Below are 17,143 nucleotides of genomic sequence, written 5' to 3'. Positions count from 1 at the left end.
GAAAGCAAAATTGTAAAATAATTTACCTTGAATGAATTTAATTATTTGAGGTCTTGTTCATCTTCGATTAATTTAAGAGACATAATATATCTGTTACAGGTTATATGCGTGGTCAACCAGTATTTTTGACCTTTTAAATTATGTCACTGTGCATAGAGGATATTTTATGAAACGTTCTATTCTAGCATTTGCAGGTATTGCCGCTGTAGCATGTATGAGTACTGCTGTGTGGGCTGCTAATAATACCACTGAAACTATCAAGCTATATCAAGAGCCTAATGTATCAGCTAAGGTAATTGAAACGATAAAAACAGATGTACCTTTGATCACTATCTATAAAAATGAGGGTTGGTCAAAAGTCGGTGATCCAAGTAATGGTCAAACGGGTTGGATTCAAACAGTTGATTTGAAGAATGTAGATAGTGCATCAGCTAATGTGCAACCAAACCAAACGACAAAAACGGTAAAAACCGATAATGGTGAAAAAACGGTTACTAAAGGGACAGTGCAGACTCCACAGGGCCCAATGAATTATGAGATTGTTCAATTTCAATCCAAAGGTGATAACGCCAAAGTAGATAAAGCATTCTTTAAACAGTTGCAGCAACAACAAATTGAAATGAATAATGTATTTGCAAACTCATGGAATGATATGGGGGGGATGCAAATGAATATGTCTAACTTAATGGCAAAACAACAGCAGCAAATGATGGAAATGCAAAAACAATTTCAGCAACTTACGCAGCAAACAACCGTGCCTTCCAATCATAAAATTGAATTAAAAGATGCAACACCAGCGCAGGTACAGCCAGCAGCGAAATAAGCTTATTTTTAGTTAAGCAAGAAAGCCTCCAATAGCTTTAACTCATAGAGTATAAAGGTTATTGGAGGCTTTTTTTTACTGAAATTAACAAGCCGTTTATGCAAAGCTCAGGTTTCAGATTGATTGAGGTGCTTGATTTGCTGAAATAGTTCATCAGCTTCTGCTGTTAAGCGGGAATAGGTTCTGATGTCGCCATTCCTTTGAGCATGCATGGCTTCTTCAAGTAGCATTGAGTGGCGTTTCTTTAATTTTTTAGCGGGATTATTTTTAAACCAAGAAAACATGTATATAACTCCAATAATTATATTTATATCGTATACGCAGTATGCGTAATAAAAGATTAATTAAGCTAGAGAGACTAACTTTAATTATGTTAAGATTTTGAATAGTAAGCGTTATTATGTTTTATTGTTTGTCTTATCTCGATTGGGAATACTACTGTGTTAATTGATATTCACTGCCATTTAGAAGGTGTATTAGCGGTCGATAGGGAGCGGTTTTTTAAGCAAAGCGGCAAAATAGGTGCCGTATCTATGACCAAGGCAAGTGCGTTAGAGTTGATACGCTTAAAACAACAATATTCAGAGCAGATTTATCTCTTTCTTGGTATTCACCCTGAGAAAGATGTCAGTGAACAAGAGATCCAAGCTGTTATTGATCTGATATACCAACATCGTCATTTATTATCTGGTATTGGTGAAATCGGCATTCCTTTTTTCTACTTAGACGAGAAAACAGAGCAAGAAAAACACCTTATTAAACAGCAGGGAAGTGAACGCTTAGCCCGTTTTGTTAAGATTGCAGCAGAGCTAGAACTACCTGTCAATTTGCATGTAGTAGAAGATGATATTCATTATGCGCTGCCTATTTTAAATACCTATCAAATCAAAGGGGCGTTGTTCCATTGGTATGAAGGCAGTGACGAAGACCTCGCCTTACTTCATCAACAAGCGCATTTCATTTCAGTAAGTCCTTGGATCTTTGTCGATCCTCATTACTTAGAGTTTGTTAAGAAAATTCCGCTTGATATGCTGTTGGTGGAGTCTGATTCGCCGTGTAAATACAATGGTGTGCAGGGGGAGCCAAATATGATCAATCAAGTGATTGACGTATTAGCAGAGCATCATCAATTATCACGGGATGTAATGACGACACTAATCCATGAAAATACCCAACGCTTTTTGAGAATTTGAATCTGATGGTTTGCAGGTTGTTTTTGAGTGCGGATATCTAGTTGACATATGAAAAGCAAAGCCGCCTTTAATATATTAAATCATGGAATATATGAAAGGCGGCTTTTATTGTGCTGTGTTTAGCAAAGTAGAGGGTTGCGCTTGGTCGCTTTAAGTACCCCAAGTTTGCTCAATAACTGTTTTTCAATACGATTCGGTGAGCGTCTGAAATAGAACAAATACTCGGTCATAACAGTCAGTTCTGCTTTTTCATTAACCGTTAACGCATCTACGCTTGCTAGTAACAAATCAACAGACTCAAGCTCTGTTATTTCACATTGTTTCTTTTTATGAAGTTGCTCATAGAAGAACTCTAAATTGATATCACACTCTTGTTTATAGCTCTGTCTTACCGCAATTAAACGGAGTAAAGCAATAATGTAAGCTTGGCTCATCTCTTTAGCTTCAAGTTCTGCTAACTGGTTAAGTACGTACACGCGTGCCGAAATACGTAATCGCACTTCGCTAAGGGCTTTTTGTTGTACCCATGCGTCCCAAAAACCCGTAATTAAGGTAGAAACCAACGGAATGTAAACACGCACGCTACTACGTGATAGTGATTTTTGTAGTAATGCCTTGATAATAAAATTACTGAGTATGTCTTTACCGGTATACAAGGCAACTTTGATATAGCGAAATTTACTAAACTGTTTATAAGGTTTTATTCCATGTATATTCTCAACGGGCTCTGACAGCTCCATAACCGCACGCACTAATGATGCTTTCATTCTGTCACAAAACTGGTATTTAGCTGACGCACGATTGATGAGAATTGCGGTGGTAATAAATCCAACCTCAAATAGTAAAAATAATTCTAAGCTGATAAAGACAATGTTAATAACAACGAGTCTAAGTAGGTTATCTAAGGCTAACCAGTTTTCTCCGAGTAACTCTAAATAGATTTCGAAAGAAACGATAAAAAAGGTTGTGATGAATCCAATAAAAAAAGAAAGCACAACACATAACTGACACAGTTTTTTATCATTTATTGTTTTAAAGAGACCCTGAGTTATGGGTAAATAACGCTCAACACGTTTGAGTCCCCAGTTTTCAATTTTTGCTTCAATCATGTTGAATATATCAAGCTCTTATAGAACATAATAATAGGTGAGCATTTTAATTTGTTGAGGGTGAAACACATAACTAATTTCTATAAGCGGATTAAAAATACGCAGTTAGAAAAAATATCTAACTGCGATTTAAAATAATGAGTTGCTTTTAACGCATAATCACACATGAAAAAGAATACAATGAAACAATGTTTATTGTAAGTGCTGCGTTAATTGCTACTTAGCAAGAAAACCAACGTGTGATAATTGTTTTTTTGCTGATTGTTCTGATGACTCATTTGATGATATTGGCGGTGTTTGTTCTGGCGTTTTCGCTGCTCGAGGAAGTAGACGGAACACGGGTTGACCATCTTCTTTTCTCACAAAAGCAACATCACGATAAAGTAGCTCGTTATCACTTTTAATGGCATCTAATTGTTGATCTTTAATCAGTGATAATGGGCCAATCATGGCTGTACAGTGATAGATTTTATGCTCGTAGTTATTAAATAATTTACAAGGTTGATCGAGTACAAAAGTTTCACCTGGTTCTAAATGACGGCTGTTTTCTACTGCGCGGTTGATGTCCGAGATGCTAGCAAATACTGTTGTTGATAAGCTTAATAACACAATACTCGCTAGCCTTGCTAAGGGATATTTCGATTTAAAAGTAGGCATAATGATTATCCAAACAAAAAGCCAATACCTTATTCATTTCGACTAAAATATTGGCTTTATTAGTATGATGGCTATTAAGACGGGAGTGTACTTCCGTCATGGGAAAATAAAAAGACAATTATCACAACGTCGTTTTTATTTACCACCGAGTGTTTGTTCTATAATCCAAACCCCGCCTAATTTTCTGAGTCTACAGCCCGTGAGATGCTAGCAAGTTATGGGTGTACATTGAGATACTAGCCCAGATTCGGGTGAACCAGCCGCCTTGCTGAACACTGTTGAGCGCGACAAGTGGTTCGGTTTTAATAACTTTGCCATTATAAGTGACAGTCATTTCACCTAACTTTTCACCCTTATCAACCGGTGCTTTGATGTCATGGTCAAATTGGAGATCAGTTTTCAGACCTTTTTCATCAACACTTGAAGGAAGAACCAAGGTTAATGGCTTCTCAAGACCTAAAGAGACTTTATCTTGTTTTCCTCCCCAAACGTGTTGTTCAGAAAGTTTGCTGTCTGCTGCATATAAAGTGTCTTGCTTGAAGAAGCGGAAGCCATAATTGAATAGCCCTTTGCTTTGCGCTGCGACATCATTCAGTGATTGCGTGCCCAGAACAACCGCAACCAACTTCATTGGGTTATCTGGCATTTGAGCAGAGCTTACCAGAGAGTACCCAGCGGCTTCTGTACTACCCGTTTTCATACCCGTCGCATATTGATAAGTGAACAATAAGCGATTGAAATTTGGTTGGCGGATATGATTGTATTCAAAATACTTCTGACTGAAAAAATGAAAGTATTGAGGGTAGTCGTTCATGATGTGCTCTCCGAGAAGACCAAGATCATAAGCGGTTGAGAAATGTGCAGGTGCTGGCAGACCCATAACAGTGGTGAAGTGGGTATTGTGCATACCTAACTTCACTGCCGTCGCGTTCATCATCGAAACGAATGAAGATTGCGATCCCGCGACGTAATTAGCCAGTGTTACAGCGGCATCGTTCCCCGATTCAACAATCACACCCTGAATAAGATCTTTCACTGACACATAAGAACCGGGCTTCAAGAACATTCTTGAACCACCAGTGCGCCACGCGACTTCTGGTACGAGTACTTTTGAGTCAAGTGAGATTACACCGTCAGCCAGTTTTTGCTCAACAATGTACATTAGCATTAACTTCGTGGTGCTGGCTGGGGCCATACGCATGTTGCCATTGTTGGATGCAATAATTTGTCCAGTGTTGGCATCGATTAAAATGAACGCCCGTGCTTTAAGACTAGGTGGGAATACGCCTGTCTGAGCCCACTTCTGTACCATAGTTTGTGGGATCCCATTCGCACCGCCGGCTTCTGCTGGAGCAGGAGGCACTTGCACATTTTCTGGGATATTGACTTTTACGTCGATAGCACCAAAGTTATTGAGTGGAGCTTTTGCTTCTTTGTATTGTGTTGCCGCATAGTAATCACTATCAGGCATGGTGTTCGCCGCATCGTTGCTAGGCGTGGCAAATACTGTACTGGAGGAAAATAATGCAGCGATTGCTACTGCTAAGGAAAGCTGTTTAATAGTTGTCATAAGGGTTTTAAATTTACAGTTATTCACAAAAAGCGCGATATAAAAAAGCGATTAGATTGGATACTGACTTCAGCAGGTAATTACTGCCCGTTGAGTCTATCCATCACTACCACGGCAATGGTGAGTGCTTTTCCGTTCTATTCAGCTTTACGATGACTTTGGTCACGGACCGCATTATCCATAATGATGTCCTGAGCGAGTGACCTGAATACTGTTGATAGCTATAACCAATCATGGTGCTTAAGCCCTGCCTTCTCAGCAAGTCATGCGTTCCCCGTATTGGTTATAGCCCTCGTATCTTGTCTACTTCTATCCTACCAGCTGAATCATTATGGAAACCTGAACGATAATGATGTTTATGCAGCAGCAAATTCGGCAAGTAGTTCTTTTTGACGTTCACTTAGGTTTTGTGGTGTTTCAATGACTAATTGAACAATTAAATCGCCAGTGTTGCCTTTACGATCTGTGACTCCTTTGCCTTTTAGGCGGAATTTACGACCGGTTTGTGTCCCTTCAGGGATCTTAAGGCTAATCGCACCATTTAAGGTATTTACTTCAATCTTGCCACCTAATGCAGCAGTCACAAAGTCGGTAGTCGCTTTACAATGTAAATTATTACCTTCGCGCGTGTAACGTGGATGAGGGCGAATATTCATTTGAATAAATACATCACCTTGCGGGCCACCGTTGATGCCAGGGTGACCTTTACCACTTAAGCGAATTCGACCGCCATCTTCAATGCCTGCAGGGATTTTGATATTCAGCTTTTTATTTACTTGGCTTGTGCCTTCAAATACGGGTAAATCAATAACACGAGATGCACCGCTAATTGCATCTTCTAAATCAATTTCCATGGTGTATTGAAGATCTTCGCCTTTTTGTGGGCGAGTGGAATGACGGCTACCAAATCCTCCACGACCACCGCGAGCATTTGAGAACATATCACCAAATGCGCCACCAAAAATATCTTCAAAATCACCGTAACCGCCACCTTGGAAACCACCGTGATGACCGCCACCATGATGTCCACCGCCCATACCTGGGTTATCAAACGCAGCATGACCAAATTGATCGTAGGCTGTGCGCTTTTCTTTGTCGGTTAAAATTTCGTAAGCTGCTTTTACTTCTTTAAATTTGTCTGCAGCCGTTGGATCATCCGGATTTTTGTCTGGGTGAAACTTCATTGCGAGCTTTTTGTACGCTTTTTTAATTTCCTTTTCTGATGCCGTTTTGGCGACACCTAGAACTTCATAAAAATCACGTTTTGACATTAGTAACACCTCTTATCTCAACTGAGATAACTATCTGGAATATTCTTTGCTAATCATACCTAAAAACGATAGCTGATTTAAGCGTAATCAACGATTAAAGGCACAGATAGTTAGCCAAATTAGATTTACATTTTGTCTGTTGTTATTGTAGAAAAGGGCGAGAGATGTTGATCTCTTCGCCCGTCTCTATTCATTGCGATTGATTGCTACCAATGATAGCAAACTATCGTGAGTAATTACTTCACTTCTTCAAACTCTGCATCTACAACATCGTCGTCTTTTGCATTGCTCTGAGCATCAGCTTGTTGCTGAGTGTTCGCTTGAGTTTGGGCATGCTCCATTAGCTTTTGTGCTGCAGTCATCAATGCTTGAGTGTGTTTTTCAATGGCGTCTTTATCATCGCCAGATTTCACACTCTCAAGTGCAGAGATAGCTGCTTCAACGCTTTCTTTATCTGTTGCTGGTAAATTATCGCCTGCTTCAGTTAACTGTTTGCGTGTGCTGTGGATCATGTGGTCAGCTTGGTTACGCGCTGTGACCAGTTGTTCAAATTGCATATCAGCGTCTTTGTTCGCTTCAGCTTCTTGAACCATTTTCTCAATCTCAGCCTCAGTTAAACCACCTGATGCTTGAATCGTGATTTTTTGTGCTTTGCCTGTCGCCTTATCGGTTGCTGATACATTCAATATACCATCAGCATCTAAGTCGAATGTCACTTCAATTTGTGGCATACCACGAGGTGCTGCTTGAATACCTTCAAGGTTGAATTGACCAAGTGACTTATTGTGCATCGCTTGCTTACGTTCACCTTGTAGTACGTGAATGGTGACCGCACTTTGGTTATCTTCCGCCGTTGAGAACACTTGTTCAGCTTTGGTTGGGATCGTGGTGTTCTTATTAATCAATGCTGTCATCACACCACCCATGGTTTCAATACCAAAGGATAATGGTGTTACATCAAGAAGAAGCACATCTTTCACATCACCCGCTAATACACCACCTTGAATTGCAGCGCCCATAGCAACTGCTTCATCAGGGTTTACATCTTTACGTGGCTCTTTACCAAAGAAATCAGCAACGGTTTTCTGTACTAGTGGCATACGTGTTTGACCACCCACTAAGATAACGTCAGTGATATCACTTACATTCAAGTTAGCGTCTTTAAGTGCTGATTTTACAGGGCTTAAAGTACCTTGTACTAGCTCATCAACCAGTGATTCCAATTTTGCACGTGTGATCTTAATATTCATGTGCTTAGGACCAGTAGCGTCCGCAGTCACATAAGGTAGATTCACATCTGTTTGTTGTGCAGAAGAAAGCTCAATTTTTGCTTTTTCAGCGGCTTCTTTTACACGTTGCATTGCAAGTGGATCATTGCGTAAATCAATACCTTGATCTTTCTTAAATTCATCAACAAGGTAGTTGATCATACGAGTATCGAAATCTTCACCACCAAGGTGTGTATCACCATTGGTTGCTAATACTTCAAAGGTTTGCTCGCCATCAACGTTATCAATTTCGATAATAGAAATATCAAAGGTACCACCACCTAAGTCGTACACTGCGATAGTGCGATCGCCACCTTTTTTATCTAAACCATAAGCAAGCGCTGCTGCTGTTGGCTCATTGATAATACGTTTAACTTCAAGCCCTGCAATACGGCCTGCATCTTTAGTTGCTTGACGCTGTGCATCATTAAAGTAAGCAGGTACTGTAATTACCGCAGCAGTCACTTTTTCACCTAAGTATTCTTCTGCTGTTTTCTTCATTTTTTTCAAAACTTCAGCAGAAACCTGAGGTGCCGCCATTTTTTGACCTTTTGCTTCTACCCAAGCATCGCCGTTGTCAGCTTTAACAATTTTGTATGGCATAACAGAAAGATCACGTTGAATTTCTTCGTCTTCAAAACGACGACCAATTAAACGCTTAATAGCAAATAACGTATTTTCAGGGTTGGTTACTGCCTGACGTTTTGCAGGTTGACCAACTAAGGTTTCACCATCTGTATATGCGATCACAGAAGCTGTAGTACGTTCACCTTCCGCATTTTCAATAACACGTGGCATGTCGCCGTCTAATACAGAAACACAAGAGTTAGTTGTACCTAAGTCAATACCGATAATTTTACTCATAAATCTTTTCCTCATTGTATCGCATTGATTAGTTATTCTTATCTGAACTATGTTCGATATTTTATTGAGGATAAGAATGTTGTTGGTTGAAGTACTGACTTCAAGCCAAAGATCAATGCAATTTAAATATGATTTCCCGATAGGGGATGAATATAGTGAGCTATCAACCTGTCGAATTTAGGTCGAAAAAAGGTGATAGCTCTAAATATGTTATCTACTCAAGGCTAATTAATAGCGTTGAAATTATTCTTCAGTTGGCAGTGTTGCTGCTTTACCGATAGAAATTTTACGTGGTTGCATTGCTTCAGGTACTTCACGTTCTAAATCGATATGAAGTAAACCATTCTCTAAGTTTGCACCAACAACTTTTACGTAATCTGCAAGTTGGAATTTACGTTCAAAGTTACGCTCAGCAATACCTTGATAGATAAAATTTTTGTTTTCTTCAGGAGCTTTAGTTCCTGTTACAACAAGCATATTTTCATTTTGAGTAAGATCTAAGCGATCTTCAGAGAAACCAGCCACCGCCATTGTAATGCGGTAATTATTCTCGTCAGTTTGCTCGATATTGTACGGAGGGTATCCGGTTGCCTGTGCTTTGTTGTTGCTTGCTTCAACGAGGTTGAATAAGCGATCAAAACCAATAGCGTGGCGGTATAGGGGAGTGAAATCTACATTACGCATAATAACTATCCTCAATAATAAGCAATAGTCTTAGTGTCGACAGAAGGTATATAAAGTTGTCGTTTATCACTAAGTGGATCTGTCTAAGATCCGTAAAAACAAAACTAATAAGGGTTTCCCTAATAAGGCGAATCCTATTAGCATTTCGAACTCCATTTGGCAGTTCGTGTAATTAATATATGCTTCCGTGATTGTGCGGTCAATACTTTTTAATAAGTTTTTCTAATCTTTTTGTTGGTTGGTGTATAACTGATTGATTTCACAAGTTAACCATAACTAAAAAAGTTTAGCTTCTCTCTCAATATGTACGATTTACAGCTTTAATAAAGGTAAATTGGTTTATTCAAATGGTGTCTCTAAACAAGAAATAAGGGTTGGAAAGTGATTTTCAAGGGGCTGTAATGCGTAAAGTTCAACCTTTAATTACTTGGGTTAACGTTTTAAAAGTATGGTGTGTGTAGATAAAGTAGTAATGATAGATCACATAATTAACGATCGGATGTATAAATATTCAAAAATAAGAATGACATAGTGAACAAACTCACACTCTATTACGTACGGTTTAATGTTACGTTTCTACTTTTGAGCATTCATCTATGCTCTACAATAGAAACAAGATCTGATTATTGAAATGCGCTGATTAGGGATTAAAAGCATGCATGTAATGGTAAGACGATTACTACCTTTGGTTATTATCGCAATATTTATTGTGGCGTCAGTGTTGTTGATAAATACCAAAAAACGCCCAGAGCAGCAAAAAGTTACAGTGCAGCCTCCTGTTTTAGAAGTGATTAAAATACAAAAACAAGATGTGCAACTCACCGTAGGTTCATATGGAATTGTTGAACCCAAGCAAAAAGCAGAAGTTGTCTCTGAAGTCGTCGGTTCGGTCAAATACATTTCTCCTGATTTTGCTGTGGGCAAGTTCGTTACAAAAGGAGAGTTATTAGCACGTTTAGATGATAGCGACTATCATGCCGATCTTGCTCAAGCTGAAGCGACATTGGCACAAGCACAAGCGAAATTAAAAGAAGAAATTGCGCGAGGGAAAGTCGCTAAAAAGATCTTACGTGATGTATCTGTGAATAAACAAACCTCTCTTGGTTTACGTGAACCGCAACGCAAACAAGAAGAAGCCAATGTAAAGTTTGCACAAGCGGCTGTAGAGCGTGCTAAACGTAATCTGACTAAAACAGAAATACGTGCTCCTTTTGATAGTTTAGTGACAGCGAAAGAAATCAATATCGGTAGTTATGTAACGAAAGGTAAGTTAATTGGCGAGTTGTATGGTACTCAAACGGCTGAAATTCGTTTACCTATCACGCCGCAATCGATGGCTTATCTTGATTTACCCCGTCTTGAAACCACAAAGATCACCTTAGAATCTCAATATAACGAAGTGAAAGTTATTCATTGGGCGGCACAGTTAGTACGTAATGAAGGTGTAATTGATAAAGATAATCGAATGATTTATCTCGTCGCAGAAGTCAACGACCCTTATAACCGTCATACATCCCCCGTTAATAACACATCCTCTTTTTCATTACCTATTTTGCAATTTGGTACATTCGTAACAACAAAGATCCAAGGGCGAAAAGTCAGTGATGTGATTAAGTTACCGCGCCACGTTGTTCGTTCTGAGCAGGTCATTGTGGTTGATGCGGATAATAAAACCACAACTCGAAAGGTGCATGTAGTCCGTTCAGATAAAGAAAATGCTTATATTATCGGGGGACTAAAAGATGGAGAGTTAGTTTCCTTAATAAGCCCTGATAGCTTAATTGATGGTACTGAAGTTATAACGGTGATGAGTAAAAGTTATTCCCCTGATATTTCACCACTAATGGCTGCCGATAAAAAAGTGGTAAATCCTAACGTCGTGAATAAGGGAGAATAGCGATGAAAGAAAAAGGATTAATTGCTTGGTTTACCCATAATCATGTTGCTGCCAATCTACTCATGTTGCTTGTTATTTTAGGTGGCTTATTTTCTATTAGTTTAATTAATAAAGAAATTTTCCCCGCTTTTGCTTTGAATCGCATTATGATCACAGCAAGTTATCCTGGCGCGTCTCCTGAAGATATAGAACAAAGCATCAACATTAAAATTGAACAATCGCTCGATAATGTAAAAAACATCAAGCGGATTGAATCTGTCGCTTCTCAAGGCTTGGCTTCATTGACTTTAGAGCTTGATACGGGAGCTGATCTTGAGAAAGTGCTAGATGATGTCAAACAACAAATTGATGCCATTACGACGTTTCCAGTCAATATGGAAACGCCATTGATCAAGCGGGCTGAATTTACCAGTAATGTCATGTTCATTTCGCTTTATGGCAATATCAATGAAAGACAATTAAAAGAATATGCTAAACAAGTTCGAGACGATATTTTACTCGAAAGCAGTGCTTCTGACGTTGTCGTTTCAGGCGTAAAAGATTATGAAATAGCGATAGATGTCTCTGAAAATGCGCTAAGAAAGTATGGTTTAACCTTTGAGCAAGTCGCGAATGTTGTTCAACAGCGATCCATAGATTTACCCGGTGGCATTATTAAAGCTAAAGATGGTGATTTATTGGTTCGAACTAACGGTCAACTGTATAGCGGTGATGCGTTTTCATCGATTGTTTTACGCACGCGCTCAGACGGTAGCCGATTATTATTATCAGATGTCGCCACTGTTTCAGACGGTTTTGTTGAAAATAGGGTTTTAAATCGTTTTAATCGCCAACGAGCCGCAGTTATTCAAGTACGAAACTTAACGGATGAAGATGCGACTAAAATCTCACATCAAGTCAGTGAGTATATAGCCAAAAAGCAAGCTCAATTACCTTCGGGTGTTTATCTCGACACTTGGGGAGATATGTCACATTATTTGGAAGGGCGTTTGAATATGATGCTTTCCAATATGCTATATGGTGGCATATTAGTCTTTGTTATTCTTGCTCTTTTTCTTGATATACGCGTTGCGTTTTGGGTCATATTAGGGATCCCATTTTGTTTCCTTGGTACGCTTTTGTTTATGCCAACGCCGTTTATTGCGGTATCAATTAATCTTATCTCGCTGTTTGGTTTTATTTTAGTGCTAGGGATAGTTGTTGATGATGCAATAGTGGTGGGAGAAAGTGTTTACAGTGAAATTGAAGACAAAGGGCAAGGTATTGATAACGTTATAGCTGGGGCGAAGAAAGTCGCTATTCCTGCAACATTTGGCGTCTTAACGACCATGGCGGCGTTTATCCCCATGTTGATTTCGGATGCGCCTCGCACTGAGTTTTTCAAAGCTATCGCATGGATTGTGTTGCTGTGTTTAAGCTTTTCTTTGATAGAGTCAAAACTTATCCTTCCTGCACATTTAGCGCGTATGCGTTTAACGCCGCCGAGCAAGACACCTCATTTACTTTCACGCTTAAAATTGCGTTTTAACAATGCAGTCGATCGGTTTATAAATTATAACTATCGTCGATTTATTACCCTGTGTACGAGGCATCGCTATAGTGTCTTAGCGACGTTTTCTGGCATCTTAATGCTTGCTATCGCACTTGTGGTAAGTGGCCAATTACGATGGGTCTTTTTTCCTAATCTTCCATCTGATTATATTCAAGTAAATGTAGATATGGATGTGTCTTCTTCTGATGAAAATAACGCGCGTGTTGCGGCTCAAATAGAAGATGCATTGTATCAAGCAGATGCCAAAATATATCAAGAGCTGGGTGTGAATGTGGTAAAACACACTTTTATGAATATGGCGAATCGGCAAGATTTATTTATCTTAGCCGAGCTCCATAAAACAGAAACGTTACCGATCAGTAGCTTTGAAATATTAAAACAATGGCAAGCACAAATGCCACCTTTGGTCGGAGTGAAAAATATTACCTATGATGCCTCGATTGATCGTAAGCAAAGTGATTTACAGTTTAGTTTAAAAGGCGAAAATTTAACGCAACTTGCTGCCGCATCGAAAGCAATGCAACAACTGTTATCTGAGTATGATGGCACGTTAAATATTAAAGATGATCTCTCATCACCAATACCAGAAGTGAAATTACAATTAACCGCAGTAGGGGAAGCATTAGGCTTATCATTATCAGCATTAGCCAACCAAGTTCGTCATGCTTTTTTTGGTTACGAAGCACAGCGTGTTTTGCGTAATAATGAAGAGGTTAAAGTCATGGTGCGTTATCCGCAACAAGAACGCAGTACGATTGGATATTTGGAGAATATGAAGGTGAGATTACCAAGTGGCAAGTTTGTCCCTTTTACTGAGGTTGCCACGGCTAATATTGAATCTTCTTATACCAGCATCAATCGGGTTGATCGAAAACGATCTGTGATTGTGTCTGCCAATGTTGATAAAGCACAAACATCACCGTCTGAGATCTATAATGATATTCTGACAAATAAACTCGATACATTACAACAGCAATACCCTGATATTAAGATAGCGTTAGATGGTCGAGCAAAAGATGAAAAAAATACCAAAGGTAGTTTAATTCGTGATGCTTTACTGGCTCTTCTCACTATATTCGCTTTAATGGCGATTCCGCTGCGATCTTATAGCCAGCCATTGATTATTATGTCTGTGATCCCATTCGGTATTATCGGCGCAATAGCTGGGCACTATATTGCTGGGCTTACCCTTAATTTACTCAGTGTGTTTGGAATTTTGGCGTTAGCTGGGGTTGTGGTCAATGACTCGTTAGTGTTAGTTACCTTTATTAATCGAGCATTAAAGCAAGGCGTTGACTTACAACAAGCGGTTATTGATGCGGGGTGTGCACGATTTAGGGCGATTGTATTAACGTCATTAACGACCTTTTTTGGTCTCGCGCCTATTTTATTAGAAGATAGCTTACAAGCACAGATCGTGATCCCGATGGCAACATCATTAGCCTTTGGGATTTTATTTGCCACCGTTGTGACCTTACTATTAGTGCCATCATTGTATTTAATATTACAAGATGTTAAATCAGTAATAAGGCGGTTTTATCACTGGTGGTGGCAACCACGCACATCCGAGTAAATTGCGTCAAAGGATGAACGTGGTTACATTTAACGAGGTATTCGGTATGGATGGCCTAACCTAGAAACCAATACCGACACCAGCAGAGACGCCTGTATCATGCTCTGAGTCGTCAGATGCAGCAACAGTAATGATACCTCGTTGTCCAACATCAAATTTACCGCCTAATGCAATTGCAGATTGGTTATCGTAATTTGCCGTACCTAGGCCGATGGTATAGTGATAACCTTGACGGAAAGGAATGGCACTCATCGCCATTGCACTTGCAATACCAGCATTGGCTTCGTTATGTACTTTGTTAATATCTTGGCTAAGTTCACTAAAACGTTGATCGGTATAGCTATTAGCTTTATTGAGTGTTGCTGCAGCATTTTGATCTGCATAATGATCAGCTTTATTTACGGCATTATTAGCGTCAATATCTGAATAATGGTTAGCCTGTTTAACCGCTTCGGCTGTTTTATTATCGGTATATCCATTCGCTTGATGTAAAGTGTTAGCGGCTGAAGTATCGGTATACTTATTAGCTTGGTGCAAAGTGTTAGCCGCTGAAGTATTGGTATAACTCTTTGCTTGGTTTAATGTTGATGATACTTGAGTATCAGTATACTTATTTGCTTGTGAAATACCTTGGTGTAGCTGACTTACGTTAACCGCATCTGTTTGTGCTATACCGGCTTGTACATGCTCTAAACGACGTTGGATCTTATCGCTACCAAATGATACTTGGCCATCAGTAGAAACAGATTGATTGCCTATCGCAATAGAACCAGGTTTGCCTGATGCAGTCGCATAGTTACCAATAGTAATATCTTTTTCACCCGCTGACGCTTTAGTCCCCAGTGCCATTGAATAGTTACCGTCAGCATGACTACTTGTACCCATAGCCATTGCATATGTACCTTTCGCGACACTATTGGTACCCAACGACGTCGTTGAATACCCAGTGGCTTTAGCACTAGAGCCAAAGGCAATAGAAGCATTGCCATCAGCATTGGCTGTAGAGCCAAAAGCCTCGGTTTGAACGCCTTTTGCGATTGCACCAGAGCCAAATGAAGAGGAACTATTGCCGTATGTTTGTGCATTAGAGCCAAAAGAGGCAGATTGGTTACCTTGGCTTTTTGCCGCAATCCCCATAGCTATCGCAGCATTACCATTAGCACTTGATGAATAACCTTCAGCAACACTCGATTCCCCTTTTGCTGATGATGCGTAACCAATTGCAACAGAATTGTTACTTTGCGCAACAGAAGCACCTTGGCCCAAAATAACATTATTCGTATTCGTTGCTGCATTAGAAGAATTATCACTTAAATTATTACTTAAATTAAGGGGTTGAGCGAAAGCAGGTAATGAAAAAAGTGATATTAATAAATAATGTTTTTTATTTAATAGCATGGCATAACCCTAATAGTTTAATTTAGCGGAAGCATATACAATTTAATTAATAAAGTTAGAGTTAGGAATAGAATTAAAGTTACCAAAAATGTGATTTATGCATTGTGGCAGGGTTTATATTCATTAAAAGCGAATATATATTAGTGTTTGATGTTAAATGTGCCAGTTTTTTGACTTTTTAGGTGTTTTTTAAAATAAAGAAAAATATGGGTGTTTTTCAAAATTAAAAGAAAATTAATTAATCTTGACTGCAAATCTACATTTAAATTTTAGAATATATTTAATCTTTAACCTTATTTCTTTTAACAGTTAAACAAACCGAATAATCATTAATGCCATTTTCTTGACACTTGATAACATTTTCTTTTAATTTTTTTAACTCTTGTTGATTGCGGACAGAATAGACCATCCCGTTTACGCAAGAAATCGTGATCATGCCTTGCGGTGAGAATTGATAACCTTCTACTTCACTCCCGCACGGGTTAAAGCCAATGCCTGCATTTACACTGACTTTTTTGGGTACAACTCTCACACTTTCAGTTACGCAACCTACCAGTAAAAAAAGACTTAAAATAATGCTTTGTGTCGTTATCAATTTCATGAGTATTCTCAGTTTGTTAATCTTGATGATGTTGTGTCTAAATTAGGATGCAGCAATGCTCAATAGAATGAATGCTAACGAACAACAATTAATGATTTTAACATCTCACTATGCCGTTTATCTATAATATGAGTTATTCATATGTTAATAAACGTTCAGCCTGATTAAACATTAGAGCCGTTTTTAATTTTTTCTAAGTTTATGAAAATATTGCGTTATAATAGTTCTAATGCAAATGACTTTGTTTAAATTTAAAGGAGGAGAACTTAATGTTTAGCGATGTACTGTGGTTTGTTCCCTTCATGATTTTGTTTCTTATCTTTAATTTACTCTTTATAAGAAAACGAAAAAAGAAATCACATGGCAGTTATTTCTCTCATCTTAAAACGCGTTTGAACACTTATCAATCAATGCTAGAGAGTGAAAATGAAGAAGACGACAGTATTATTGAAGATGATTTCATCGAAGAAAAGCCGATAAAAAAACAAGGGACAAAAAAGCCTCGCCAACCTGATGCGATAGAGCCTGCGAAGAAAACAAGCCAGAGAAAAACACCACTAAGAAAGAATACCCAGATAGACAGTGACCATTGGTTAAATCAAAAAGCCAAACGAACGCCTGCCAATAAACCATAGAGGCTTGGTGTTGTTATAGGTATCACTAGAACGCTATACAGCTGCTAT

The 17,143-nt window shown here is 38.8% G+C and carries 14 protein-coding genes; 5 read left to right on the top strand and 9 right to left on the bottom strand.

Features of this window, described 5'->3' with window-relative positions; translation table 11 throughout:
* Window positions 1–166: 166 nt before the first annotated feature.
* Window positions 167–823, top strand: coding sequence for an SH3 domain-containing protein (locus C9J46_RS04995; protein ID WP_107290621.1), 657 nt, complete (start codon window positions 167–169; stop codon window positions 821–823).
* Window positions 824–930: 107 nt separating this feature from the next.
* Here C9J46_RS04995 and C9J46_RS04990 read toward each other — a convergent pair whose 3' ends face one another.
* Window positions 931–1,107 carry a DUF6435 family protein gene (locus C9J46_RS04990; protein WP_006644842.1) on the bottom strand — a complete coding sequence of 59 codons (177 nt, stop codon included), beginning with the start codon at window positions 1,105–1,107 and terminating at the stop codon, window positions 931–933.
* Between the two features lie 156 nt (window positions 1,108–1,263).
* Between C9J46_RS04990 and C9J46_RS04985 the strand changes: the two genes are divergently transcribed.
* Window positions 1,264–2,016, top strand: coding sequence for a TatD family hydrolase (locus tag C9J46_RS04985; RefSeq protein ID WP_107290620.1), 753 nt, complete (start codon window positions 1,264–1,266; stop codon window positions 2,014–2,016).
* A gap of 119 nt (window positions 2,017–2,135) precedes the next feature.
* Here the strand turns inward: C9J46_RS04985 and C9J46_RS04980 are convergent, their stop codons facing one another.
* The 6 genes from C9J46_RS04980 to C9J46_RS04955 form a co-directional block, all read right to left on the bottom strand.
* Window positions 2,136–3,125 (bottom strand): hypothetical protein, encoded by a 990-nt coding sequence (locus C9J46_RS04980; protein WP_107206711.1) that lies wholly within the window; start codon window positions 3,123–3,125, stop codon window positions 2,136–2,138.
* A 216-nt stretch (window positions 3,126–3,341) separates the two neighbouring features.
* Window positions 3,342–3,782: a hypothetical protein gene (locus tag C9J46_RS04975; RefSeq protein WP_107206710.1), complete on the bottom strand. Its 441-nt coding sequence runs from the start codon at window positions 3,780–3,782 to the stop codon at window positions 3,342–3,344.
* A gap of 190 nt (window positions 3,783–3,972) precedes the next feature.
* Window positions 3,973–5,352: a D-alanyl-D-alanine carboxypeptidase family protein gene (locus C9J46_RS04970; RefSeq protein ID WP_107290672.1), complete on the bottom strand. Its 1,380-nt coding sequence runs from the start codon at window positions 5,350–5,352 to the stop codon at window positions 3,973–3,975.
* A 356-nt stretch (window positions 5,353–5,708) separates the two neighbouring features.
* Window positions 5,709–6,623 (bottom strand): DnaJ C-terminal domain-containing protein, encoded by a 915-nt coding sequence (locus C9J46_RS04965; RefSeq protein WP_107206709.1) that lies wholly within the window; start codon window positions 6,621–6,623, stop codon window positions 5,709–5,711.
* A 236-nt stretch (window positions 6,624–6,859) separates the two neighbouring features.
* Window positions 6,860–8,755 carry a molecular chaperone DnaK gene (gene dnaK, locus C9J46_RS04960; RefSeq protein ID WP_107206708.1) on the bottom strand — a complete coding sequence of 632 codons (1,896 nt, stop codon included), beginning with the start codon at window positions 8,753–8,755 and terminating at the stop codon, window positions 6,860–6,862.
* Window positions 8,756–8,998: 243 nt separating this feature from the next.
* Entirely contained in the window at window positions 8,999–9,439 is a 441-nt protein-coding gene (locus C9J46_RS04955; protein WP_107206707.1) for an Hsp20 family protein, read from the bottom strand.
* 655 nt (window positions 9,440–10,094) lie between these two features.
* Between C9J46_RS04955 and C9J46_RS04950 the strand changes: the two genes are divergently transcribed.
* Window positions 10,095–11,336, top strand: coding sequence for an efflux RND transporter periplasmic adaptor subunit (locus C9J46_RS04950; RefSeq protein WP_107290619.1), 1,242 nt, complete (start codon window positions 10,095–10,097; stop codon window positions 11,334–11,336).
* A gap of 2 nt (window positions 11,337–11,338) precedes the next feature.
* Entirely contained in the window at window positions 11,339–14,461 is a 3,123-nt protein-coding gene (locus C9J46_RS04945) for an efflux RND transporter permease subunit (RefSeq protein WP_107290618.1), read from the top strand.
* 60 nt (window positions 14,462–14,521) lie between these two features.
* Here the strand turns inward: C9J46_RS04945 and C9J46_RS04940 are convergent, their stop codons facing one another.
* Both C9J46_RS04940 and C9J46_RS04935 read right to left on the bottom strand, forming a co-directional pair.
* Window positions 14,522–15,859 (bottom strand): YadA-like family protein, encoded by a 1,338-nt coding sequence (locus tag C9J46_RS04940; RefSeq protein ID WP_107290617.1) that lies wholly within the window; start codon window positions 15,857–15,859, stop codon window positions 14,522–14,524.
* A 280-nt stretch (window positions 15,860–16,139) separates the two neighbouring features.
* Window positions 16,140–16,460, bottom strand: a complete 321-nt coding sequence (locus tag C9J46_RS04935; RefSeq protein WP_107206703.1) for a hypothetical protein — start codon at window positions 16,458–16,460, stop codon at window positions 16,140–16,142.
* 269 nt (window positions 16,461–16,729) lie between these two features.
* Here C9J46_RS04935 and C9J46_RS04930 point away from each other — a divergent pair, with 269 nt between their 5' ends.
* Entirely contained in the window at window positions 16,730–17,095 is a 366-nt protein-coding gene (locus C9J46_RS04930) for a hypothetical protein (protein ID WP_107206702.1), read from the top strand.
* The last annotated feature ends 48 nt before the right edge of the window (window positions 17,096–17,143 follow it).

The organism is Photobacterium sp. GB-36 (assembly GCF_003026135.1).
Lineage (GTDB): Bacteria > Pseudomonadota > Gammaproteobacteria > Enterobacterales > Vibrionaceae > Photobacterium.
The sequence above is the reverse complement of the archived record's forward strand: the minus strand, read 5'-3'. Positions and strand labels throughout refer to the sequence as shown.

Coding starts and splice junctions, on each gene's coding strand:
- C9J46_RS04975 (WP_107206710.1), bottom strand. CDS start 3,782: ATGCCTACTTTTAAATCGAAATATCCCTTAGCAAGGCTAGCGAGTATT.
- C9J46_RS04945 (WP_107290618.1), top strand. CDS start 11,339: ATGAAAGAAAAAGGATTAATTGCTTGGTTTACCCATAATCATGTTGCT.
- C9J46_RS04970 (WP_107290672.1), bottom strand. CDS start 5,352: ATGACAACTATTAAACAGCTTTCCTTAGCAGTAGCAATCGCTGCATTA.
- C9J46_RS04965 (WP_107206709.1), bottom strand. CDS start 6,623: ATGTCAAAACGTGATTTTTATGAAGTTCTAGGTGTCGCCAAAACGGCA.
- C9J46_RS04930 (WP_107206702.1), top strand. CDS start 16,730: ATGTTTAGCGATGTACTGTGGTTTGTTCCCTTCATGATTTTGTTTCTT.
- C9J46_RS04995 (WP_107290621.1), top strand. CDS start 167: ATGAAACGTTCTATTCTAGCATTTGCAGGTATTGCCGCTGTAGCATGT.
- C9J46_RS04980 (WP_107206711.1), bottom strand. CDS start 3,125: ATGATTGAAGCAAAAATTGAAAACTGGGGACTCAAACGTGTTGAGCGT.
- C9J46_RS04955 (WP_107206707.1), bottom strand. CDS start 9,439: ATGCGTAATGTAGATTTCACTCCCCTATACCGCCACGCTATTGGTTTT.
- C9J46_RS04940 (WP_107290617.1), bottom strand. CDS start 15,859: ATGCTATTAAATAAAAAACATTATTTATTAATATCACTTTTTTCATTA.
- C9J46_RS04935 (WP_107206703.1), bottom strand. CDS start 16,460: ATGAAATTGATAACGACACAAAGCATTATTTTAAGTCTTTTTTTACTG.
- C9J46_RS04950 (WP_107290619.1), top strand. CDS start 10,095: ATGCATGTAATGGTAAGACGATTACTACCTTTGGTTATTATCGCAATA.
- C9J46_RS04990 (WP_006644842.1), bottom strand. CDS start 1,107: ATGTTTTCTTGGTTTAAAAATAATCCCGCTAAAAAATTAAAGAAACGC.
- dnaK (WP_107206708.1), bottom strand. CDS start 8,755: ATGAGTAAAATTATCGGTATTGACTTAGGTACAACTAACTCTTGTGTT.